Below are 22,513 nucleotides of genomic sequence, written 5' to 3'. Positions count from 1 at the left end.
CAGGTCCCCTCCGATATCAGGCAAGCAGGCTGGCCGCTTCGTCTTCCCCAAGAAGCGGCGGCTGATCAACCTTTGTGTTGACGGCGACGGACTCACGGCTCTCTCCCGAAGCGAGAATCGCCTCCATGATCTCCAGCACATGCAGCGCAAGGTCGCCGGACGCGCGCGGCCTTCTGCCGGTTGTCAGCGCGCGTGAAAGATCGGCGACCCCGAGCATGCGATAGTTGGCGCGGTCCGGCGCGGCGAAGGGCCAGTTGCACGCGCCATAGAGTTCGCTCTCACTGTGGAAGTCGGCCCAGTCGGCCCCACGTTCCGACAGCGAAACGGTGCCGCCGAACGTGTCCGGATCGGGCAGCCTGAGCGAGCCTTCGGTACCGTGCAACTCGATCGGATGGTTGGAGTGCCTGAAGACATCCCACGAGGCGCCGAAGGTGATAGTTGCACCGGAATGGAACTCCAGCAGCGACAGGATGTTGGTCGGTGTGCCGACCTTGAAGCTGGTGTTCCGGTAGGGGCCTTCGGCGGTGATCAGCCGCTCCTCCTGGCCCCGCGTCGCCATCGCCATCACGCGGGCCACCGGCCCGAGCAAATTGACCAGCATCGTCAGGTAGTACGGACCCATGTCGAAGACCGGTCCGCCGCCGGGCTGATAGTAGAATTGCGGATTGGGATGCCAGTGCTCCATGCCGCGCCCCATCATGAAGGCGGTGCCGGTCACGGCGCGGCCGATCGCGCCCTCGTCCATGAGGCGGCGCGCCCGCCGTCCGGCGGCGCCGAGGAAGGTGTCCGGGGCCGAGCCCAGCAGCAGCCCGCGCTCCGCCGCCTCGGCGACAAGGCGCCGGCCGTCGCTTGCCGAGGTTGCCAGCGGCTTTTCGGTGAAGACGTGCTTGCCCGCCGAAAGCGCTGAAAACGAAATATCGAAATGCGCCGCCGGGATGTCAGGTTGAGGACAAGGTCGATCTCGGGATCGGCCAGCAGCGCATCGACGCTGAGAGCCCGGATGTCGTATTCGCTGGCACGCAGGGCCGCCATGTCAGTCGATATGTCGGCGCAGGCGCGCAGCTCCACCTCGCCGAACAGAGCCGCATTGCGCAAATAGGTCATCGAGATGTTGCCGCACCCGACAACGCCGATGCCGAGCTTAGCTGCTGATCTTTCCAGCATTTTCTATTCCACCTCCCGACGTCGCAACGCCCTGGGGATCACATTCGAAAGCAGGCTTTACAGCATTTTTAAATGTTGACGCGCGTAAAATTTTTATGGAACATGCGGAAATGCTGTCTGGGAGGCTGCCAGAGCAAGGAGGAGAAAATGACTGACATCGTCAGGCTCGCCATCGCTGATCCCCGCGCTCGAGCCCTGCTACAACGCTGGCCACGACATTCCTGTGCCTCTTCGCCGGGTCGCCAGCTGCCTTCGCGCTGTCACGGCTCAACGTCAAGGGCCGCTTCGGCATCCTGACGGTCATCCTTTCGGTGTCGATGTTTTCGCAGACCGCGCTGGGTCGGGCCCAGGGGGCGACATGCCGCAGCTTCGGCCGTCGTCACCGTCCCTTTGATCGTGCTGGTGCTGTTCTTCCGCGGCACATCATCGAAGGGCTGACGCAGGGCGGCATCAAGGAATGAAAGGACGATCGTGAAAGACCTGAAAGTCGGATGCCAGACCTTTACCTGGGAAATGCTCGGAGACCGGTTTGCCGGTGGTCCCGACGACCTCCTGAAGGCGATCGCCGATGGCGGGTATGCAGGCATCGAGATCACCGACACGATGATCGGCCACTATGCCGACAGCCCGGCGGAATTCGCCACGGCACTGAAATCGGCTGGGCTGGCGCTCGTTTCCTTCGCCTTCGGCTCCGAAAGCGGCTTCACGCTGGAGGAGAAAATCGGCGCCGACCTCGAAACCGCGCAGCGCTGGATCGATTTCGCCGCTGCATTCCCCGGCGCCCTCGTCTCCATGGGTTCGGCCACCGCCGTGTCCGATGGCCCGCGTGACGACAAGTTTGCCATCGCGGCCGAGTTCTACAACAAGGCCGGCGAATTCGGACGCAAGGCCGGCGTCGACATCGCCGTCCATCCTAGTTCCCACCACAACACGCTGCTGTTCGACCGTGCCGACTATGACCGGATTTTCGAACTGATCGATCCGTCGCTCGTCGGCTGGGTGCCCGACACCGGCCACATATTGCGCGGCCATGAAGACATGGCAGATACGCTCACCGCCTACCGCGATCGCATCCGCTACGTGCATCTGAAAGACGTCGACGCCAGCGGCACCTGGGCTATGCTCGGCAAGGGCGTCTGCGACACCCAAGCTGTGATTGATATCGCCAGCGCCGCGCCACATTTCAACGGCTGGCTGGTGCTGGAAGAAGAATCCGAGATCGCCGCCGCCGATCCGGCCGCCGCGGTCAAGACCAACCGCCAGACCATGCGCGGCTATGGCGCGTGAGGAAGAGACCATGATCCGAAAGCAAGACCGTCGCCTTCGTGTCGGCGTGCTCGGCTGCGGGCCGATCGCCCAATTCGCCCATCTCGAATCCTGCGTGAAGGCCAGGAACGCCGATCTCTATGCTATCTGCGATGCCGCCCCCGATCTTCTGGCGCGCATGGGCGCGACCTACGAACCCGAAAAAATCTATCGCGATTACGATGAGATGCTGGCCGACCCGCAACTGGAAGCGGTGATCGTCGCGACCTCCGACGCCTATCACGTGCCGACGTCGATCAAGGCGCTCGAGGCCGGCAAGCACGTGCTGTGTGAAAAGCCGATCGGCGTCTCGGTCGAGGAAGGCGAGATGCTCGCCGATGCGGTCCGGCGCTCCGGCAAGGTGCTGCAGGTCGGCCATATGAAGCGTTTCGACCCGGCACTGGAAGCGGCGCGCGATTTCGTCCGCGACGAGATCGGCGAGATCCTGGCGCTAAAAGCCTGGTATTGCGATTCCACTCACCGCTACACCAACACCGACGCGGTCCAGCCGCTGCCGGTCACCAGCAAGCTGGCGCGCAAGCCGGGCGGCAATCCGAAGGCCGATCTCAGGCAGTATTTCATGCTCGCGCACGGCTCGCACCTCGTCGACACAGCGCGCTTCCTGTGCGGCGAGATCGTTGCCGTGCGCGCCCGCCTCAACGAACGTTTCGGCGCCTATTGCTGGTTCGTCGAAACCGAATTCGCCAATGGCGCGCTCGGCCATCTTGATCTCACCGTGGCTGTCCGCATGGACTGGCATGAGGGTTTTCAGCTCTATGGCGAAAACGGCTCGGTGATCGCGAAGACCTTCAATCCCTGGTATTTCCGGGCGAGTGAGGTCGATATCTTTCACGAGAAGGATGCGACGTCGCGAAGGCCGCTCGGCGCCGACGGGCATTTCTTCAGGCGGCAGCTCGAAGGCCTCGCCGAGACAATCCTTGACGGCAAGCCGATGCGCGGCGCCAACGTCGAGGACGGCCTTGCCTCGATCCGCGCCATGGTGGCGATCGCCCGTTCGGTCGAAACCGGCGATCGCGTCGAGATCGCTTCCGCAACGGGAGCGGTCTGATGCAGATCGGGGTGTTCGCCAAGACCTTCCCGGGCAGCGAGCCGGCTGGCGTGCTGGCAGCGGTCCGCGACGCGGGATTTGCCGTCACCCAGTTCAACCTTGCCTGCGCCGGGCTGCCGTCGATGCCGGATGCGGTGCCGCAAGACGCCATTAATGCCATCGCGGCCGCGTCCAATGCTTGCGGTGTCGCGCTGGTGGCGCTCTCCGGCACCTACAACATGGCCCATCCCGACAGGGCTGTGCGCGACGACGGCCTGCGCCGGCTTGGCGTGGCCATCAAGGCCGCGGCATCCCTGTCCGTTCCCTTGGTCACCTTGTGCACGGGAACGCGCAACGCGGACGATCAGTGGGCGTATCACCCTGACAATGCTGCCCCTGAGGCATGGGACGACATGGCGAGCGAGATGGAAAAGGCGTTGCAACTCGCCGAGCGCCACGGCGTTGATCTCGGCATCGAGCCCGAACAGGCCAACATCGTCACCTCGGCGTCGGACGCGACGCGCCTCATCGCCGAGATGGGCTCGAAACGGCTGCGCATCGTGCTCGATCCGGCCAACCTGTTCGAACAGGCGAGCCCGGCCGAAGCACGCGACATCGTCGCCGCCGCCGTCGAAACCACGGCAGGCCATGTCGCCATGGCGCACGCCAAGGACCGTTTCGCCGACGGCCGCTTCGCCACCGCCGGGCAAGGTGTCGTCAATTTCCCGGATTTTGTCGCTCGACTAAAGGTATCAGGCTTTGACGGGGCGCTGGTCACCCACGGCCTTTCGGCCGACGAAGCGCCCGGGGTCGCCCGCTTCCTGAAGGGGCTGACCTGATGCGCCGCCTTGCCAAGCTGCTTCGCGATGACGCATTGCTCCAAGTCTGCGACCACGGCGACGGGCTTGCGGTTGTCTTTCAGCACGGCCTGGGCGGTGGCGAGGCGCAGGTCGCCCAGGCTTTCCCTTCCGGGCCGGGGTTGCGGCGCATCACGCTGGAATGCCGCGGGCACGGCGCCTCCGGACTGGGCAGCCGCCGGCCGTTTTCCCTGGAGATGTTCGCGGACGATGTTGTTGCCGCCGCCGATCAGGCCGGTCTCGACCGTTTCGTCGCGGGCGGCATTTCCATGGGCGCCGCGATCGCCATGCGCCTTGCCTGCCGTCATTCTGACCGCGTCGCGGGCCTGCTGCTGGTGCGGCCGGCCTGGATTTTCGACAGCGCGCCGGTGAACCTGCGGCCGATCGCCGAGGTTGCCAAGCTTATCCTGGACCACGGCCCCGACAAGGCGAGGGCGATCTTCGCGCAATCGGAAACCGCCGCGCGCCTGCAGCGCGACGCGCCCGACAACCTTGCCTCGCTGTTCGGCTATTTCGACCGGCCGGACGCCGCGCCATTCACGCAGGTCCTCGCCGACATTGCCGCCGACGGCCCGGGAGTTTCAGCGAGTGACGCCGCTGCCCTTGGCATCCCCACGCTCGTCATCGGCAATGCCATGGATGCGGTGCATCCGCTGACGGCGGCCCATACGCTCGCGGCGGCGATCCCCGGCGCCACGTTTGCGGAGATCTCTTCCAAGGCGCTCGACAGCGTCAGGCATTTCGCCGAGCTGCAGGCTGATATCACGACCTTCCTTCACACCTCCTCGAACTTCCGGAGCCTCATTCCGTCATGACGACCAAAACCCTGTCCGGTCCCGACGCCATCGCCGCCCTGCCGCGCAACCGGCTGCTCGGCGAGTTTTCGCTGTGGTCGGCCGATCTTGCCAATATGGAGCGCGACCTGAAGCGCATAGAACCTCATGTCGACCTCCACCACATCGATGTCGCAGACGCCCGCTTCACCCCCGGCTTCCTGTTCTTCCCGGATCTGGTAGCGCGGATCGCCGGGCTGACGGCAAAACCGATCCATGTGCACCTGATGGTCGAAGCCGAGATCGTCGAGGAGCAGACGCGTCAGTTCATCGATGCCGGTGCCGACCTGGTCAGTGTCCACGCCGAAAACGGCGAAGCCGGCCTGCGCGCCGTGCGGCTGGCGCATGCGCTCGGCGCCGAGGCCGGCGTGGTGCTCAGGCTGGAAACGCCGGTCGCTGCGGTCACCCCGTTCCTGCCCGAAGTCGCGTTTGTGACGCTCCTCGGCACATCCATCGGCGTCAAGGGCCAGAGCCTTTCCGACCAGGCTTGCCCCCGCCTGATTGAAGCACGCACGCTGATGCAGCAAGCGGGTCGCGAGGCCGACATCATCCTGGCTGCCGACGGCGGCATCCGCCACGAGACGCTGGCGCGCCTGCGCGCCGCCGGGGCCGAGACGGTGGTGCTCGGATCGCTGGCATTCGGCGACCCCGACCTCGCGCAGCGCATGGCCTGGCTGCGTGGGCTGAAGGTCGCCGCCTGATGACAAGACTGGCCCTCGCCTTCGATCTCGGCGGAACGGAGCTGCGCGGCGCGCTGGTCGAGAGCGGCGGCCGCATTGTCGCGCAGGTTTCGGCGCCGACGATGGCGATAGCGGGATCGGATGCGGTGATCGGCCAGATCATTGCACTGGCCGGGGCGCTTCTGGCACAGCGCCCACTGGCGGATGTCGCCGGGATCGGCATCGGCGCGCCGGGACCGCTCGATCCCAAGGCCGGCATCGTGATCGCGCCGCCGACGCTGGCCGGCTGGCACGACGTGCCGTTGATCGACATTCTCGGCAAGCATTTCGGCCTGCCGGTGCGGCTGGAAAACGACGCCAACGCGGCCGCCCTTGGCGAATGGCGCTTCGGCGCCGGCCGAGGCAGCGGATCCCTGGTATTCGTCACCGTGTCGACCGGCATCGGCGGCGGGGTCGTTGCCGACGGCCACATCTATCACGGCCGGCGCGGGCTGGCGGCCGAAATCGGCCACATGACCATCACCGGCGAGGGCGACCGCTGCTTCTGCGGCGCCGTCGGCTGTTTCGAGGCGGTCGCCTCCGGAACCGCGCTCGGGCGGCGTGCCACAGCGCTGACAACGCCGGGCGACGGCTCCCGGCTCAGGCGCCTTTCGGCTGACGGCGATGTTTCAGCCAGGCACGTCGTCGAAGCCGCACGTGCCGGCGATATCAGCGCGCTCGAATTGATCGAGGCGGAGGCGAAGTGGCTCGGCATCGGCTTCACCAACCTGCTTCACCTCTATTCGCCGGACCTGATCGTCATGGGCGGCGGCCTCGCCAATGGCTTCGACCTGTTGGCTCCAACCATCAGGGCGACCGTCGAGCAGCGGGCGATGCCGGCCTACCGGGATGTGCCGATCGTGCCGGCGCAGCTTGGCGACCGCGCAGGACTGATCGGCGCGGCCAGCCTGATCCTGTGGGAAGGCGAACCGGGCGCGCCATTGGCGATGGCGCAGGACGAGGACAACAAAGACGGCGCGACTGAGCGTGCCGGCGCCAGGGAGACAAGCCATGGCTGAGCTCAAGCTGCGCGGTGCGCGCAAATCCTACGGGTCCGTCGAGATCATCAAGGGGCTTGATCTTGACGTCGAGGACCGCGAATTCGTCGTCTTCGTTGGCCCGTCCGGCTGCGGCAAGTCCACGCTGCTCCTGCTGAAGCTGAAGGTGGCGTCAGCCGTCCCCGAAGGCGTCACCGTCACCTTGTCGGACGGCGGGGCGTTGACCGTGGCGGTCGCCGCCGGTGCAAGCAAATCTGGCGACGATCTGCTGCTCTGCATGCGGCCGGAACATCTCCGCATCTCGGCCAACGGACAATTCAAGGGGCAAGCCGTGCTGGCGGAGCGGCTTGGCAGCCTGACCATCCTGCATGTCGAGATCGCGCCTGACATCACTCTGGTCGTCCAGGCCGAAGGCGGCGACAGGACGCCGTTGCACAGCCCGATCGCGCTCGACATCTCGCCATCGGCTTGCCACCTATTTCGCACCGATGGGCCAGCGCTGGCGCCTCTGCAACCGGCCTGACGGCGTGCACTTGCAGTTTGACCCGGACCACTGACGACGCAGCATCGAGCCTGCTTCGACTTCCCTGCAGTGTCGATTTCTGCTGCATCGCAGCACATCGAAAAACCACTGCACACCATTTTAAATCTTGACGCGTGTCAAATTTTTCTAAAACATGCGGAAATGCTGACAGGCATCGGTCAGCGCTCTGGGAGGAGAAATGCCTGACACGAACAATGACCCGGAACGGTTCCTGAACCGGCGAGCCGCATGGCAATCGCCCAGTGGTCGGCAGCTTTTCGCAAGTGCCGGGCTGGCCTTAGCCGGCACAGGCATTCCGTTCGCCGGACAACGGGTCAATTGCGGCACAACCAACAATTAGGAGGAGGCAGAAGCATGCGTATGTTCAATTGCCTGTCGCTTGGCGCAGGCCTGTTTGCAGCCATCATTTCCATGCCGGCCCAAGCCCAGGACGCAGCCCGCGTCGCGGCTATCGTCAAGGGTCTCGACAATCCCTTCTTCCAGTATATGCACCAGGGCATCGAAGAGCAGGCCAAGGCCGAGGGTGTGGCCGTCACTATCCAGGCAGCCGCCAATATGGGCGACGCCACCGGGCAGGCCGATCGGTTGACCGCCATGGCCATGCAGGATTTCGATTGCTATCTGGTCAATCCGATCAGCGTCAGCAACCTCGTCCAGGCACTTGTGCCTGTCGCCCAGAAGAACAAGCCGATCGTCAACATCGACAGCACCATCGACGCCGAGCAGGCCAAGGCCGCGGGCTTCACCATCTCAACCTATATCGGCACAGACAACGTTGCCGCCGGCGTGCTGGCAGGCGAAGAGATGCTGAAGCTGGTTCCTGCAGGCTCCAAGGTCGCGCTGGTGGCCGGCATCGTCGGCGATGTCGGCAGCAACGCCCGCATCAAGGGCTTCAAGCAGGCTGTCGAAGGCAAGCTCGAAGTCGTGGTGATGGTCAGTGCCGACTGGGATCGCGAGAAGGCACTCACCGCTGCCACCGACATCCTGGCCGCGCATCCCGATCTCGCCGGCTTCTTCGCCGCCAACGACATCATGGCGCTCGGCGTTCAGCGCGCCGTCCAGACCTCGGGCAAGGACGTCAAGGTGATCGGCCTCGACGGCATCGTCGACGCGTTGAAATCGGTCGCGGCCGGCGAACTCGCCGCGACCGTCGCGCAATATCCCTATGTCGTCGGTGCCATGGGCGTGGAAGCCTGCAAGGCAGCGGCCATGGGCAAGGAACTGCCCGCCAACGTGCCGGCGCCGGTTCTGTTGATCAACAAGGACAATGCCGAAGCCTCGCTGAAGAACTTCCCGCGTCCGGGCGGCGACTATCCCGATCCCTTCCGCGAGATGTTGAAGTGAGCATTCCTGAACAAAACGCGCCCGTGCATACCGCGGGCGCGGCGGAGGAGAGCCGCCCCTCCCTGTCGGCTCTCCTCCTGGATCCTTCCTTCTGGGCCGACTGGGCATCGGTCGTCGGCCTTGTCGGCCTCGTCATCGTCTTCGGCATTAGTCAGCCGGTCTTTCTCAGCATCGCCAATTTGCAGGCCCTGCTGCTGGCCGCGGCAATCCTGGTCGTGCTGTCGATCGGCCAGACCTTCGTCGTCGCCACCGCCGGCATCGATCTCTCCTTGGCGGCAGCCGTCATGCTGGGCGCCATCATCCTCGGCCTCGTCGATGCCGCGGGGTATGGCATCTTCCTCGCCTGTGTGCTCGCCGTAGCCGCCACCAGCGCGGTCGGTTTCCTCAATGGCGTGCTCATCACAGCCGGGCGAATACCCGACTTCGTGGTAACGCTCGGCACGCTTTCGGGCGTCACCGGGCTCGGCCTGATCTTGTCGGGCGGCGAGCCGATAATGGTCGGCTCGCCTTTCCTGCTGCGGCTGGCCTCCGGCTCCTTTGGACCGTTCGGCTATCCCGTCTGGGTGGCGATATCGGCCGTTCTGGTGGCGCATATCGCGCTCTACCACACCCGCTTCGGCGTGCATCTGCTGGCGACCGGCGGCCAGGTCGAAAGCGCCAGCGCGCTCGGCATCCGCACCAACCGGGTCAAGATCGCCGCCTATACGATTTCAGGCTTCTGCGCCGGCATCGCCGCACTGCTCCTGGTCGCGCGCATCGGCTCGGCCGAACCGCAGATCAACACCAGCCTTCTGCTGAATTCGGTGGCGGCGGTGGTTCTCGGCGGTGTCAGCCTGTTCGGCGGCCGCGCCAGCATTCTTGGCCCGGCGATCGGTGCGCTGATGCTCACCGCTCTCGTCAACGGGCTAACGCTGCTCAGCGTTTCGGCCTTCTACCAACCCCTTGCCGTAGGGGCCATCGTGGTGCTGGCGGCACTGATCATGCGGTATCAGAAATGAGCGCCGTCAATCACTCCCCGTCGGCCGACGCGATCCTCGCCTGCGAAGGGCTGAGCAAGCATTTCGGCGGCATCCGAGCCTTCACCGATGTCGCCTTCCAGGCCCGCCGTGGCGAGGTCACGGCGGTGATCGGCGACAACGGCGCCGGCAAGTCGACACTGATACGCTGCCTGGTCGGCGTGCATGTGCCGGATGCAGGAGACATCTTCTTCGACGGGCGGCCGCGTCCCTTCGCCAATCCCGACGAGGCGCGTAAGGCCGGCATCGAGACGGTGCACCAGAACCTGGCGCTCATCGACGAACTGACCGTCGCCCAGAACCTGTTCCTCAACCGCGAGATCGTGCGTCGGATCGGTCCCTTCGCCCTGCTCGACCGCAAGGCGATGAAACAGCAGGCGCGCGCCATGCTGTCGCGCCTGTCGATCAACATGCCTTCGGTCAGTCAGCGCGTGCGGCGCCTTTCGGGCGGACAACGACAGGCGATCTCGATCTGCCGCGCCGCGGGTTCCGGCGCCAAGCTGGTGGTGATGGACGAACCAACCGCAGCGCTCGGCGTGCAGGAGACGGCCAATGTCGAAGCCCTGATCCGGCGGCTGCGCGAACAGGCCGTCAGCGTCATCCTGGTCAGCCATAATTTCGATCAGGTGCGGCGCCTGTCCGACCAGATCTGGGTGATGCGAGCGGGACGGATGGTGGCGACGGTGCGTGCCTCGGAGACGACCGGCAACGAACTCGTTGCGCTCGTCACCGGCGCCGCATGACGGACGGCCGGGTCGAGCCGCACCTGTCGCTATAACGAGCTGTTGGCTGAAACAATTGGTTTGCAAAGGGAGTGTGCCGTGGCGGTAATCCGTGTCGGACTTGTGGGTCTTGGCGAGGTCGCGCAGTCGATCCATCTGCCGGTGCTGAGCGATCAGCGCGACCGCTGGCTGATATCAGGCGTCTATGATGTTTCGCCGAGCCTGGTGGCGCTCTGCCGGTCCCAAAACCCGACGGCTGCGGCCTTTAATTCCGCCGAAGAGCTGATCGATTCGCCGGATATCGACGCGGTTTTCATCCTCTCGTCCGACGAAACCCACAGCCGTTTCGTCCGTGCCGCCGTCCAGGCGAACAAGCATGTCCTCCTGGAAAAGCCCGCCTGCCTGACGGTGCGCGAGATCGACGAGCTTCTGGCGCTGACGCCAAACTACGCCAAGACGATCCTTGTCGGCTACATGCGCCGCTACGCGCCGGCCTATCTGGCAGCGATGGAGGAACTGCCTGACTTCGCCGATATCACCCATGTCCGAATCTTCGACCTGATCTCCGAGGGCCGGCATTTCCTGAAGAAGAGCCAGAACGTCCTCTATCCCCGGGATATCGACCCGGCGCTTCTGGAGCGTGGCGCCAAGGAGCGCGACACGCTGATTCGAGAAGTGGTGGGCTCCGATGCGCCGGCCGATCTCGTGCGCGCCTATCGCGGCCTGACGGCGCTGAGCTCGCACCATATTTCGGCGATGCGCGGGCTGCTCGGCGAACCGGTTCGCGTGCTGGCGGCGCACCGCACCAATGGCGGCGCCAACACCAGCGTGACCTTCGACTACGACCATTTCGCCTGCTGCTACGACGCAGTGGTCGACGATCTCGGCCTGTTCGACGCGATGATCGAGGTGCGCTCGAATACCAAGCGGGTCCGCATCATCTACGACACACCCTACATCCGCAGCCTGCCGACGCGGCTAGAAGTGACGGAGGCCGGCGCAGCCGGCCCGGTGACGCGGACATACGGGCCGCTCTATGGCGACGCCTTCTCGAATGAACTTGAGACCTTCCATCGCCACATCACCGACGGGACAAAGCCACTGACCGACCTCGCCGATTCACGTCGCGACCTGGCGCTGATGGCCGAGATCATCGAGCAGATGAAGAAGACTGGCGGGCGCTGAAGCCTGCCTACTTGCCGCAATGGTGATCGTTGATCTTGTTCAACGCATTCGCGTCGGGGCCGACCCTTTGGTAGGAGCAGGCTCCGGCGGCCGTCGTGAACAACTGCTGGTCATAGTAGCGCGGGCCGCCGAACAGGATGTCGATGATGTCGCCTTCGGCGGGAACGTAGCGTTCAGGGTCAGCCCGTTGGTCGCGACTTCCAGCGAAGGCCGCGGCGGACATGCTGCAGCCCATCGCGAAAGCGAGCGCGCAGATCGCAAAGCGTTTTGTCGTCATCGGCAACACCCTTCTGGCCGTTCGGGTTCCCACCATACATCCAAAATCGCCAGCCGAACAAAAGTTCCCTGAACGGCACTCTGGCCAACCAGCTCAACCTGTTTCTCGACCAAGCTGGTCACCACCGGCATCGTCTACAACAGCAAGGCGCCCCTCGTGCCGGCGAGCGGGGAGGATCTCACCAAGCGGTCTTCGGCCGCAGGTGCTTCGCCCGCCCTACGCGGCAATCTATCCCGCGATTTCCAGCAAGGACGATACCAGCAACCGGCGTTCGTCGACCGAAAGGACGTCCGAATCGAACAGGTTCATGCTGCGAAGTCCTTCGATTGCGAGGTAGCAGACCAGCAGCGCCTTGAGGTCCGGCGTCTCTCCCTTGAGGCGCTCGAAAACCTGCCGCCTGAACGATTTTATAGGTGTCAGGAAATCGGGATCCTCGGCGATCGCTGAAAATATCCAGGAAGCCGAAGGTTTCGATTCATCGGCATGTTCGGCCGAAAGCTTGATGTAAGTCGCAAGCGGGCTTTCGCCGTCGACGCCGGCCGTGCGGGCGGACTCCAGCGCCTGCTCGAAGGCGCGCAGGTAATCCTCTACCAGCGCCTGCATCAGTTTCGCCTTGGTTGGGAAATTGTACAGCAAGCCGCCTTTCGACACGCCGGCTCGGCTGGCGACGGCGTCCAGCGACAGGCTGCCGGGCCCTGTCTCGCGTGCCACATCGGCGGCGGCGGCGAGAATTTTATCACGCGAATTTGTTCTGCGGGCCTTCATCGGTCGCTCCCCATACATTAGCCTACGCGGAATTGACAAGACCGTCCAGACGGTACAGTAAGATCGCCGTCATTTGAAATCGGGACCAGTCACAGGTATGTGTTTCGGTCATCCGACCGTTATGCCGGGCCATGGCCAAGGGGACTGTTCGTGATCAAGCGTTTCATCATTGCCTTCATTCTGCTCGTGCTGGTGTGCGGCGGCATCGTCGGCTTCAATTTGTTCCGCGACAATGCAATGCAGCAATTCTTCGCCACGATGAAACCGCCGGCCGCGACCGTGTCGACGACAATCGTCAAGCCGACGGAGTGGACGCCGGGCGTCGAGGCGATCGGCACTGTCAGCGCGGTCCGCGGCGTCGACCTGACCGTCGAAACCGCCGGCATCGTCAAGGACATCCTGTTTCACGCCAATCAGAAGGTTGAAGCCAACGCGGCTCTCCTTCAGCTCGACGATGCCGCCGAACGCGCCGATCTCGATGCGACGAAGGCGCAAGCAGCGCTCGACCAGACGGCTTTGACACGCGCCCTTGAATTGCAGAAACGCGATGTCGGCTCGGAATCGACGCTCGATACGGCGCGGGCAGCCGCATTGGCTTCCGCTTCGCGGGTCAACAGGCTGCAGGCGGTGCTCGAGCAGAAGCTGCTGACAGCGCCATTCAGCGGCACCGTGGGTATCCCCAGGATCGATCTCGGCCAGTATCTCTCACCCGGTACTTCCGTAGTCACCCTGCAGGATCTGGAGACGATGCGGGCCGATTTCTCGGTTCCCGAACAGCAGCTTCCGCTGCTCAAGATCGGCCAGAAGGTACGGCTTGGCGTTGGTGACGGCGAGCTGCCGTTCGCTGGCACCATCCGCGGTATCGACCCGAAGATCGACCCGACCAGCCGGCTGGTGACGGTCAGAGCCGAGGTCGCCAACCCCGAAGGCAAGCTGACCCCTGGCCAGTTCGTGCAGGTGCGCGTCGAACTGCCCGAGGAAAACAACGTGCTGACGGTGCCGCAGACCGCGCTGACCTCCAGCCTGTACGGCGACTTCGTCTTTGTGGTGCGTCCGGCAAAGCCCGCGGACAACGGCGCCGCCCCTGCTGCTCCTGCGAAGCCGGAAGAAAAGCCCGCCACGGATACTGCGAAATCCGCGGCCGAGGCGCGCGCGGCAAAACCCGAGGAAGAACCGGCGGCAACGCCGGCCGAACCGACGGCGGAAGAACAGAAACCGCAGCTCGTGCTTGCCCAGGTGTTCGTCAAGCCAGGCCGCCGCAATGCCGGCCTGGTTGAGATCCTGGAAGGCATCGCGCCCGGCGACGAAGTCGTTACCGCCGGCCAGAACCGCCTTTCCAACGGCATGTCCGTTGCCGTCGACAACACGATCGATCCGACCAAGCCGGCAGACCAGCAGGCAGCCCAGAAATGAGCTTCTCCGACATCTTCATTCGCCGTCCGGTCCTTTCGACCGTGCTCGCCTTGATGATCCTGCTCCTGGGTTTCCAGGGCATCTTCAGCCTCTCGATCCGGCAGTATCCGGAGGTTGAAGAAACGGCCATCACGATCACCACGGCCTATCCCGGCGCCAGCGCCGACCTGATCCAGGGGTTCATTTCCGCGCCGATCGCCCGTGCCGTCGCTTCGACCGAAAATATCGATTATGTCACGTCGGCGAGCCGGGCGTCCTCCAGCACCGTGACGGTGCAGATGAAACTCGGCTCCAACCCCGACGTCGCGCTGAACGAAGTCCTCTCGAAGGTACAAGGCGTGCGCGGCGACCTGCCGGACGAGTCCGAAGACCCGGTGATCGTCAAGGGCACCGGCGAGCAGTTCGCGATGATGTATATCTCGATGCAGAATCCGAACATGACGCCGGAACAGCTCACCGAATATATCGAGCGCGTCGTGCGGCCGCGCATGTCGACGGTCGAGGGTGTCGCCGACGTGCAGATCTTCGGGGCCGCCGAATATTCGATGCGCGTCTGGATCGACCCGATCAAACTGGCGGCGCGCGGCGTGACGGCGGCGGAAGTGCTGACCGCCATCAACGAATCGAATTTCCTGTCAGCACCCGGCAACACCGAAAACGAATACGTCGCTTCCTCGATTACCGTTCGCTCGACGCTGCAGACGCCGGAAGCTTTCGCCGCTCTTCCGCTCCGCTCGAAGGACGGCAACGTGGTGAGGCTGCGCGACGTGGCGCGCGTCGCGCTCGCCGCGGCGAACACCGACACCAGGGTCACTTTCAACGGCAAGCCCGGCATCTTTCTCGCCATCTTCCCGACGCCGGCCGCCAATCCGCTGACGACGGCGGAGGCGATCCACGAAATTGTGCCGACAATTCAGGAGACGCTGCCGCTCGGCATGACGATCGAGATCGTCTACGATTCGACCGAGCAGATCAGCGCGTCGATCGAGGAGGTGTTCAAGACCATCGGCGAGGCGGTCGCCATCGTCATCGTCGTCATCCTGCTCTTCCTCGGCTCGTTCCGCTCGGTGCTGATGCCGATCGTGACCATTCCGCTGTCACTGATCGGCGTCTGCTTCCTGCTGTTTTCGCTGGGCTATTCGATCAATCTTTTGTCGTTGCTGGCCATGGTGCTGGCGATCGGCCTCGTCGTCGACGATGCTATCGTGGTGGTGGAAAATATCCACCGCCACATGGAGGAAGACGGTTTGTCGCCGATGCAGGCGGCCTTCAACGGCATGCGGGAGATCTCGTCCGCCGTCATCGCCATGACGATAACGCTGGCCGCCGTGTTCGCGCCGCTGGCCTTCACCGGCGGCCTGACCGGCGCACTGTTCCGCGAATTCGCGGTGACGCTTGCCGGCTCGGTGGTGCTTTCGGGTGTCGTTGCCCTCACCGTCACGCCGATGATGTCGGCACGCATCCTCAGGGCCGGCTCGCACAGCCGCTTCCAGCGTATTGTCGACAACACGTTCGGGCGCGTCGAAAACATCTATGAGCGGCTGGTCAGCGGCTCGTTGAAATATCGCCCGGTGACGCTGATGATCGTCATCGCACTGGTGGCCACGACCGGCTTCATGTTCACCAAGACCGCGAGCGAACTGGCACCGGAAGAAGACCAGGGCTTCTTGCTGTCTATTGTGAATGCGCCGCGCTATGCCACATCGGACTACACCGAGACCTATGTGAACCAGATTCTCGGGCTGATGAATGATATCCCCGAAACCAGGGCGCGGTTCTCCGCTGTTGCGTTCCAAGGCCCGACGAACAACGCCTTCGTCGGCTTCGCATTCAAAGACTGGGCCGAGCGCGCGCGCAGCTCGAAGGAACTTCAGGAAGACATCACAGCCCGCCTTGCCAAGGTGGCGGGCGTTAAGGCTTTCGTCTTCGCCCCACCGACGCTGCCCGGCTCCGGCGGCGGCTTGCCGATCACGATGGTGGTGCGCTCGACCGGCGAGGCCTCCCAGGTGTACGAGGCGGCCGAGGACATCAAGAACAAGGCGCAGGCCTCCGGTCGCTTCCTCGCCGTGGAGAATTCGATGTCCTACGACGCGCCGCAAGTGACAGTGACGATCGACCGCGACCGCGCCGCGGCGCTCAACCTGCCGATCGCCGACATCGGCCGGACGCTGACCCTCTTGGTCGGTGGCGCCGAAGTGGCGCAATTCGACCGCGAATCCAATAGCTACGACATCATCCCGCAGGTGCCGCAGAACTTCCGCGACAACCCTGAAAAGCTGGCCGAGTATTTCGTGCGCAGCGCGTCGGGCGAGATGGTGCCGCTCTCGGCGGTGGTGAAGATCTCGACCAACGCCTCGCCGGCCGTGATCGAGCAGTTCAACCAATTGAACTCCGCCACGATTTCCGCTCTGCCATTGCCAACCGTCACCACCGGCGACGGGCTGAGGACCATCGAGGACATCGCCAGGGAAAGCCTGCCCGAGACGTTCTTCATCGACTATACCGGCCAGTCGCGGCAGGAGAAGGAACAGGGCTACACGATCATCATCGCCTTCGCGGCAGCCGTTCTCGTCATCTATCTGGTGCTGGCGGCGCAGTTCGAAAGCTTCCGCGATCCATTGATCATCATGATGTCGGTGCCGCTGTCGATCTTCGGCGCAATCGTGCCGCTCAACCTGGGGCTGGGAACGCTCAATATCTACACGCAGGTCGGCCTGATCACGCTGATCGGCCTGATCACCAAGCATGGCATTCTTCTGGTCGAGTTCGCCAACCAGCAGCGCGAGCACCACGGGATGCGGCGGCGCGATGCGATCGTCGCCTCGGCCAGGGTGCGGCTGAGGCCGATCCTGATGACGACCGCTGCGATGGCGCTCGGCGTGGTGCCGCTGATCATCTCCAGCGGCGCGGGTGCGGCGGCGCGCTATTCGATGGGCCTGGTGATCTTCACCGGCATTCTGGTGGGGACCATGTTCACCCTGTTCGTGGTGCCGATGTTCTACACCTTCATTGCCAGCAAGGACCTGCCGCATCACGCCGAGAAGCCGGACCCGAAGCTGATGCCAGTGCCGGTTGATTGATTGACAAAAAAGGCCGGAAATTTCCGGCCTTTTTTCTTGGGCAGTGATGTCCGACCCGTAATGGACTTATAACCGGCAGGCGGATCGTCTTTGGTTATCTATTTGACGATGACGATCCTGGTGTTGGTCGGACCGAAAATCTCGACAAGCTGGTAGAAATCGGCGGCGTTGTCCGGATGCAGCCGCACGCAGCCATGCGAGGCCGGGCGGCCGAGACGCTTGACGAAATTGGTCGCATGCACGGCGTAGCCACCCTTGAAGAAGACCGAATGCGGCATCGGCGCGTTGTCGTATTTCCTCGAATACCACATTTGGTGCATGCGGGTCGGCTTGAACGAGCCGGTCGGGGTGACATGCCCCTTGCCGCCGGTCGAGACTTTCCACGCGAAGGTCGGCCGCCCGTCGACCAGGACTTCCATCGTCTGCTGCGAAAGCGAAATCCGCGCCACGATCTGATTGGCGGCCCGATTGGCGGCATGGGCAACGCCGTTGCCAGCGCCGAACAGAAGAACCGTACCCGCAGTGACGGCGGCGGCGATGTTGATGAGCTTGGCGGAAATGCCAGTGTACATGATATCCCCCTGTCTGCCGGGCACGGCCGGCTCCAATTCGATGAGTGGCTTATCGTTGGGGCACGTTTCGAATTGATTTCGCACGGCAGACGTTTCTGTTTCGAATCTGTTTCCTCTGGTTAACGGACGGAAGCCCATCCGAGGGGTTTGCAGGGGTGAATCAAGGACACAACGCCTCGGCTGATCGAGCCCGGATTCCGCAAAAAGCTACTGCCATCTGCAAGCGAAAGTGCGGTTTTCGCTCCTAGGAAAGAAACTTGACTTGGCTCGAAACCAATCTGCAACAAAGCGCGGACTCTAGCGGCATGAGCCGGATACAGGCCACCCGCAGAGTTGACCCAACGAAAACAGCCGGCACAAACGAAGATGAACATGCAATCGAACGCGATCTCCTGGCTCTTTAGGATAAGCATAGCCGCAGCGATCATTGGTGGTGTCGGCACCTTCGCCGGCAACCCGATGACGAAGCTTGCGGAGATGACTTCAGGCGAAGTTTCGACGCTGTATGCCGCACTGTTTTTCGCCACGGTCTGGATCGTGTCCAGTCTGCGCATTAACCGGCTCAAGACCCTCTGGCGGGTCGGTTTTGGGCTGAAGAAGATGCGCGGCCCCTCCGGCAACTTGCAGCCGAGAGGACCGAAGGCCCGCGCCGCGACGGGGGGCTCCGCTGGCGGCGCGGGCACTTCGGGGGTTTCCCTGAAGCGAACCTAAAACCAAATTGGGGGACGAAAACGATGAACACGAAATTTGCAGCTTCGGTGCTTTCCGCACTGCTCTACGCACAGGGCCTGCTCGGCTTTGCCGGCCTCGCCACCGTGCTTCTTAGGGATCGTGCCCATGCGAGCGAATTCGTCGCGGCCAGCGAAATGCCGACAGGTCCGTCGCTTCTCGTGGTGCGCTGAGCGCCTGGGCCTGTGGACAGTACGGTGAGGGCCCCGGCCTCAGTCGGCGAACTGCGTCGGCGGATCGAACCGGTAGCCCGCACCCCTTATGGTGGTTATGGTTTCGGTGTCGAGCTTGCGGCGCAGCCGCACGATGCGCGAATCGATCGAGCGATCGAAGGCATCGGCATTTTCGGCGGGCGCGGCGGCAATGATGTCGTCGCGCGTCAAGACCTTGCGCGGACTGGCCAGGAACAATCTGAGCAGCGCCACCTGACCCGGCGACAATTGCTCTTCCGTGCCGGACCGATGCATGACCATGGCCGACCGGAGGTCGACCGTCGCGTTCTCCAGCACCACCAGTTCCCCGGCGTTCCTGCCGCGCCGTGCCAGCAAGCCGCCGATACGGGCGGCGAGTTCCCTGACGTTGAGCGGGCTCTCGACGACGTCGGCGGCGCCGAGTTCGAGCGCCAGCACCTTGTCGACGAGATCGGCCGGCCGGCAGATCAGGATGAAATCCGGCCCGCCCTCGCCGCCATGGCGCCTGAGCAGATCACGCCCTTCCGCCTGGCTGAGGCTGTCGCCGACGACGACGACATCGATGCCCTTTCCGGAAAGCAAGGATTCGGCCTCCCACGGCTGCCGCACCGCGCGCACGTCATGGCCACGCCGTTCGAGATGGTCGGCGAGATCGGTCGCGACCACTTCGGCGACCGAAACAAGCGCGATGACGGATCGTGCAACCATTTTTTTCCACCCTGCAACCGGCAACCGAAGATGAGTGCTGGACATGATGTTTATACCCAATCTACTTTCCGCTGAAAGCGGGAGCGAGAGCATAGTGCGGGCACGAATTGTCATCGTCGAGGACGAGCCCGATCTGAGGGACGCGGTCGCCGAGTATCTCGGCGCCAGCGGCTACGATGTCGCGACGGCCGAGAGTGCCAGCGCCGCGCGAACCTTGCTGGAAACGCAGTCGTTTCATCTGGCCATCCTCGACATAGCCATGCCGGGCGAGGACGGCCTGTCGCTCGGCCGCTGGTTGCGCTCGAAAATGCCGATCGGCATCATCTATGCCACTGCCGCCGGCACCGCGCTCGACCGCATAGTCGGGCTGGAACTCGGCGCCGACGACTACATCGTCAAACCTTACGAATTGCGCGAGGTGCTGGCGAGGGTCCGCAGCGTGCTGCGCCGCGTGCCGCAGCCGGCCGAACCACAGGGCGCCAAGGCTGAAACAACTGCCAACCGCCGTTTCATGAGCTTCGGCCCTTTCCATGCCGATCTCGACGGCCGGTTCGTCACCGGCACCAATGGGACGGTCATCGACATGGCCAAGAGCGAATTCGACGTGCTGGAGGTCTTCCTGACACGTGCCAACCGTTTGCTGACGCGTGCGGCGATCTCCGAGGCGATCGGCTTCGTGGAAGATCCGGAATCGTCACGCGCGGTCGATATCCGCATCATGCGGCTGAGAAAGAAGATCGAGGCGGACCCTGCCAATCCGAAATTCCTGCGCACGGTCCGCGGCGAAGGCTATATCTTCTCGCTGCCGACCGGCGAAAGCAACTGAGCGGCGCGACCACTGGTACCACTGTGGCCGGGCACGACTGTGAAATGACGGCTGACCATGACGGCTGAAGCAGCACGCAGCGGTATGCAAGGCGTCAGGCAGGGCGCGGCGATGGCGGCTGTCCATGTCGTTCGCTGGCTTCGCGAAGCCGGCGACTGGCAGCGCGAGATGGACGGCATCCTTGAAAGGCTTTGCGAGGCCATGGATTGCCAGCGCGGCATCCTGTTTCGGCTGCGCGAGCTGCCCGGCCAGGGCTTTGCCCAGTCGGTCGCGGCCTACTGGATCAACCCGCGATTTGGCGGCGAACTGGCATCGCCAACGGTGATCTTGCAGTCGGTTGTCAATTCGGACCCACTGCTGGAACGGTTGGCGGAGGACGAGCGGCAAGGCAAGATCTTCGCGGGACACACGCGCGACCTCGAAGGTTTTCTGAGAATCGACTTCGAAAAGCAGCACATCAAGTCGTTCCTGTCGGTGTCGGTCTTTGCGCATGGCCATCTGTGGGGCACGCTGGCGGTCAACGACTGCGTCAACGAGCGCGAATGGACCGACGAAGAAGAGGCAACGCTGCACATCGTGGCACTGGCCATAGGCGACGCCATCGAACGATCGCTTTCCGATGCCCATGCCAGCGAAGTCATCCGCCGCACCATGCTGCAGGCTTCGCTCGACGCCATCATCGTCATCGACGAGACCGGTTCGATCATCGAATTCAATCCGGCCGCCGAAAAGATGTTCGGCTACCAGCGCAGCGACATCCTCGGCAAGGACCTGCTCGACACCGTCGTTCCGGAATATTATCGAAAGGGCTATGTGTCGGGCGCCGAATACATGTCGGGCCGCGGCGCGCCGATGGTCGGCCAGCGGATCGAGACCGTAACCCAGAATGCGGCCGGCGAGGTCTTTCCGATCGAACTGACCGCGACCGAGATGCGGGTCGCCGATCGCCGCCTGATTTTCGGCTCGATCCGCGACCTTCGCGACAAATTGCGCGCCGAAGAGGAGATCGGCCGCCAGCGTGAAAAGCTGCACCAGAACGAGAAGATGGCGGCGATGGGCTCGCTGCTTGCCGGCGTGTCACACGAGCTCAACAACCCGCTCGCCGTGGTCGTCGCCCAATCGACTTTGCTGCACGAGTTCGCCACAGACCCGCAGACCAAGGTGCGCGCCGAGAAGGTGCGAGCAGCCGCCGAGCGGTGCGGCCGCATAGTCAAGAGCTTCCTCTCGATGGTCCGCCTGCATCCCGCGTCGCAGGCCGAAACCGACCTCAACCAGGTGGTCCGCGCGGCACTCGAAGTGACAGCCTACGGCGCCAGGTCAACCGGCATCATTATCGATACCGATTTCGCCAGCGGTCCGCTGCTGGCCATGGCCGACGCCGACCATGTGACGCAAGTGGCTGCCAACTTCCTCATCAACAGCCAGCACGCTCTGGCCGGCATCGGCGGCGACCGGCTGATCAAGGTACGCACGTTTCGCAGCGATCGCGGCAATCCCTGTTTCTCGGTCGAGGACAACGGGCTGGGCGTGCCGGAAGCGATACGCTCCCGCATCTTCGAATCCTACTTCACCACCAAGCCGGTCGGCGTCGGCACCGGCATCGGCCTGTCGATCTCGAAATCGATCATCGAACGGCACAATGGCGATGTCTGGTTCGAGGAAGTTCTGCCGAGGGGCGCCCGTTTCGTCGTCCAGTTGCCGGCGATCGCCGCCGGCGCGGCCGCCGCCGGCGAAACCCCGTCGCGCTCGAGCGGATTGCGCCATGCGCTCATCATCGACGACGAGCCGGATGTCGCCGCGTCGCTGTCCGACATTCTGGAATTGATGGGCATCAAGTCGCGGATCGTGCCGGCCTGGGCATCGGCCGCCGCGACCTTGACCGGCCACATGCCACCGGACATCGTCTTTTCCGATCTGCGCATGCCCGGCACCAGCGGCATATCAGTCTATCGCGAACTGCTCGCCGAAAAGCCTGATCTGGCGCGGCGCTTCGTTCTGGTCACCGGCGACCTGATCGGCGCGAAAGCCGAAATCGAGGCGTTGCCCGCGCCGCAGCGTCCGCAGATCCTGGAAAAGCCGTTCAGCACGCTGGACGTGCGCGGCGTGCTGTCGGCCATTGCCGAGCAGGCCGCATTGGGCGGTTAGAGCCGGCCTAGGATCCTCAAAAGAAAGCTCCCGACCGATGCGGCGGGAGCCTGCCTGGAGCGCTGGAGGGTC

Annotated in this window: 21 protein-coding genes and 1 pseudogene; 17 read left to right on the top strand and 5 right to left on the bottom strand. The window is 63.8% G+C overall.

Features of this window, described 5'->3' with window-relative positions; all coding sequences use genetic code 11:
- Window positions 1-16: 16 nt before the first annotated feature.
- Window positions 17-1,164, bottom strand: a pseudogene (locus AC0NIE_RS07860) (Gfo/Idh/MocA family protein).
- Window positions 1,165-1,677: 513 nt separating this feature from the next.
- Between AC0NIE_RS07860 and AC0NIE_RS07855 the strand changes: the two are divergent.
- The 11 genes from AC0NIE_RS07855 to AC0NIE_RS07805 all read left to right on the top strand — a co-directional run bounded on the left by AC0NIE_RS07855 (window position 1,678) and on the right by AC0NIE_RS07805 (window position 11,735).
- Window positions 1,678-2,451, top strand: a complete 774-nt coding sequence (locus tag AC0NIE_RS07855; protein ID WP_473486990.1) for a sugar phosphate isomerase/epimerase family protein — start codon at window positions 1,678-1,680, stop codon at window positions 2,449-2,451.
- A gap of 10 nt (window positions 2,452-2,461) precedes the next feature.
- Window positions 2,462-3,538 (top strand): Gfo/Idh/MocA family protein, encoded by a 1,077-nt coding sequence (locus tag AC0NIE_RS07850; RefSeq protein WP_473486899.1) that lies wholly within the window; start codon window positions 2,462-2,464, stop codon window positions 3,536-3,538.
- Window positions 3,538-4,356 (top strand): sugar phosphate isomerase/epimerase family protein, encoded by an 819-nt coding sequence (locus AC0NIE_RS07845; protein ID WP_473486900.1) that lies wholly within the window; start codon window positions 3,538-3,540, stop codon window positions 4,354-4,356. Before AC0NIE_RS07850 ends, AC0NIE_RS07845 begins: the two co-directional genes overlap by 1 nt.
- Window positions 4,356-5,189, top strand: a complete 834-nt coding sequence (locus AC0NIE_RS07840; protein WP_473486901.1) for an alpha/beta fold hydrolase — start codon at window positions 4,356-4,358, stop codon at window positions 5,187-5,189. The genes AC0NIE_RS07845 and AC0NIE_RS07840 overlap by 1 nt, the downstream gene beginning before the upstream one ends.
- On the top strand, window positions 5,186-5,908 hold the full coding sequence (locus AC0NIE_RS07835; protein WP_473486902.1) for a ribulose-phosphate 3-epimerase: 723 nt from the start codon (window positions 5,186-5,188) through the stop codon (window positions 5,906-5,908). Before AC0NIE_RS07840 ends, AC0NIE_RS07835 begins: the two co-directional genes overlap by 4 nt.
- Window positions 5,908-6,945, top strand: a complete 1,038-nt coding sequence (locus tag AC0NIE_RS07830) for an ROK family protein (RefSeq protein WP_473486903.1) — start codon at window positions 5,908-5,910, stop codon at window positions 6,943-6,945. The genes AC0NIE_RS07835 and AC0NIE_RS07830 overlap by 1 nt, the downstream gene beginning before the upstream one ends.
- Window positions 6,938-7,447 (top strand): TOBE domain-containing protein, encoded by a 510-nt coding sequence (locus AC0NIE_RS07825; RefSeq protein WP_473486904.1) that lies wholly within the window; start codon window positions 6,938-6,940, stop codon window positions 7,445-7,447. Before AC0NIE_RS07830 ends, AC0NIE_RS07825 begins: the two co-directional genes overlap by 8 nt.
- 375 nt (window positions 7,448-7,822) lie before the next feature.
- Window positions 7,823-8,812 (top strand): sugar ABC transporter substrate-binding protein, encoded by a 990-nt coding sequence (locus AC0NIE_RS07820; RefSeq protein ID WP_473486905.1) that lies wholly within the window; start codon window positions 7,823-7,825, stop codon window positions 8,810-8,812.
- Window positions 8,809-9,810, top strand: a complete 1,002-nt coding sequence (locus AC0NIE_RS07815) for an ABC transporter permease (protein ID WP_123150262.1) — start codon at window positions 8,809-8,811, stop codon at window positions 9,808-9,810. The genes AC0NIE_RS07820 and AC0NIE_RS07815 overlap by 4 nt, the downstream gene beginning before the upstream one ends.
- Complete coding sequence (locus AC0NIE_RS07810; protein WP_473486906.1) at window positions 9,807-10,571, top strand: ATP-binding cassette domain-containing protein; 765 nt, start codon at window positions 9,807-9,809, stop codon at window positions 10,569-10,571. The genes AC0NIE_RS07815 and AC0NIE_RS07810 overlap by 4 nt, the downstream gene beginning before the upstream one ends.
- Before the next feature lie 78 nt (window positions 10,572-10,649).
- A complete protein-coding gene (locus AC0NIE_RS07805) occupies window positions 10,650-11,735 on the top strand; it encodes a Gfo/Idh/MocA family protein (protein ID WP_473486907.1) in 1,086 nt (361 codons plus the stop codon).
- A 7-nt stretch (window positions 11,736-11,742) separates the two neighbouring features.
- On the opposite strand, the gene AC0NIE_RS07800 is transcribed toward AC0NIE_RS07805, so the two are convergent.
- Entirely contained in the window at window positions 11,743-12,012 is a 270-nt protein-coding gene (locus tag AC0NIE_RS07800) for a hypothetical protein (protein WP_473486909.1), read from the bottom strand.
- 228 nt (window positions 12,013-12,240) lie between these two features.
- Window positions 12,241-12,777 (bottom strand): TetR/AcrR family transcriptional regulator, encoded by a 537-nt coding sequence (locus AC0NIE_RS07795; RefSeq protein WP_473486910.1) that lies wholly within the window; start codon window positions 12,775-12,777, stop codon window positions 12,241-12,243.
- 150 nt (window positions 12,778-12,927) lie between these two features.
- Between AC0NIE_RS07795 and AC0NIE_RS07790 the strand changes: the two genes are divergently transcribed.
- A complete protein-coding gene (locus AC0NIE_RS07790) occupies window positions 12,928-14,190 on the top strand; it encodes an efflux RND transporter periplasmic adaptor subunit (RefSeq protein ID WP_425294135.1) in 1,263 nt (420 codons plus the stop codon).
- A complete protein-coding gene (locus AC0NIE_RS07785; protein WP_473486911.1) occupies window positions 14,187-17,270 on the top strand; it encodes an efflux RND transporter permease subunit in 3,084 nt (1,027 codons plus the stop codon). The genes AC0NIE_RS07790 and AC0NIE_RS07785 overlap by 4 nt, the downstream gene beginning before the upstream one ends.
- Window positions 17,271-17,368: 98 nt before the next feature.
- On the opposite strand, the gene AC0NIE_RS07780 is transcribed toward AC0NIE_RS07785, so the two are convergent.
- The gene (locus tag AC0NIE_RS07780) at window positions 17,369-17,842 is read right to left on the bottom strand and encodes a L,D-transpeptidase (protein ID WP_123150257.1); all 474 of its coding nucleotides are present in this window, start codon (window positions 17,840-17,842) and stop codon (window positions 17,369-17,371) included.
- Window positions 17,843-18,208: 366 nt separating this feature from the next.
- Between AC0NIE_RS07780 and AC0NIE_RS07775 the strand changes: the two genes are divergently transcribed.
- Complete coding sequence (locus AC0NIE_RS07775) at window positions 18,209-18,553, top strand: hypothetical protein (protein WP_473486912.1); 345 nt, start codon at window positions 18,209-18,211, stop codon at window positions 18,551-18,553.
- 23 nt (window positions 18,554-18,576) lie between these two features.
- A complete protein-coding gene (locus AC0NIE_RS07770) occupies window positions 18,577-18,744 on the top strand; it encodes a hypothetical protein (RefSeq protein ID WP_123150255.1) in 168 nt (55 codons plus the stop codon).
- 39 nt (window positions 18,745-18,783) lie between these two features.
- Here AC0NIE_RS07770 and AC0NIE_RS07765 read toward each other — a convergent pair whose 3' ends face one another.
- Window positions 18,784-19,470, bottom strand: coding sequence for a response regulator transcription factor (locus tag AC0NIE_RS07765; protein WP_123150254.1), 687 nt, complete (start codon window positions 19,468-19,470; stop codon window positions 18,784-18,786).
- 46 nt (window positions 19,471-19,516) lie between these two features.
- Between AC0NIE_RS07765 and AC0NIE_RS07760 the strand changes: the two genes are divergently transcribed.
- Window positions 19,517-20,296: a response regulator gene (locus AC0NIE_RS07760; protein WP_189522455.1), complete on the top strand. Its 780-nt coding sequence runs from the start codon at window positions 19,517-19,519 to the stop codon at window positions 20,294-20,296.
- Window positions 20,297-20,353: 57 nt separating this feature from the next.
- Window positions 20,354-22,441 carry a GAF domain-containing sensor histidine kinase gene (locus AC0NIE_RS07755; RefSeq protein WP_473486913.1) on the top strand — a complete coding sequence of 696 codons (2,088 nt, stop codon included), beginning with the start codon at window positions 20,354-20,356 and terminating at the stop codon, window positions 22,439-22,441.
- Window positions 22,442-22,513: the final 72 nt, after the last annotated feature.

The sequence above is a fragment of the Mesorhizobium sp. WSM4842 genome (assembly GCF_055901575.1).
Note: the sequence above shows the minus strand (reverse complement) of the source record. Positions and strands in the feature narration are given on the sequence as shown.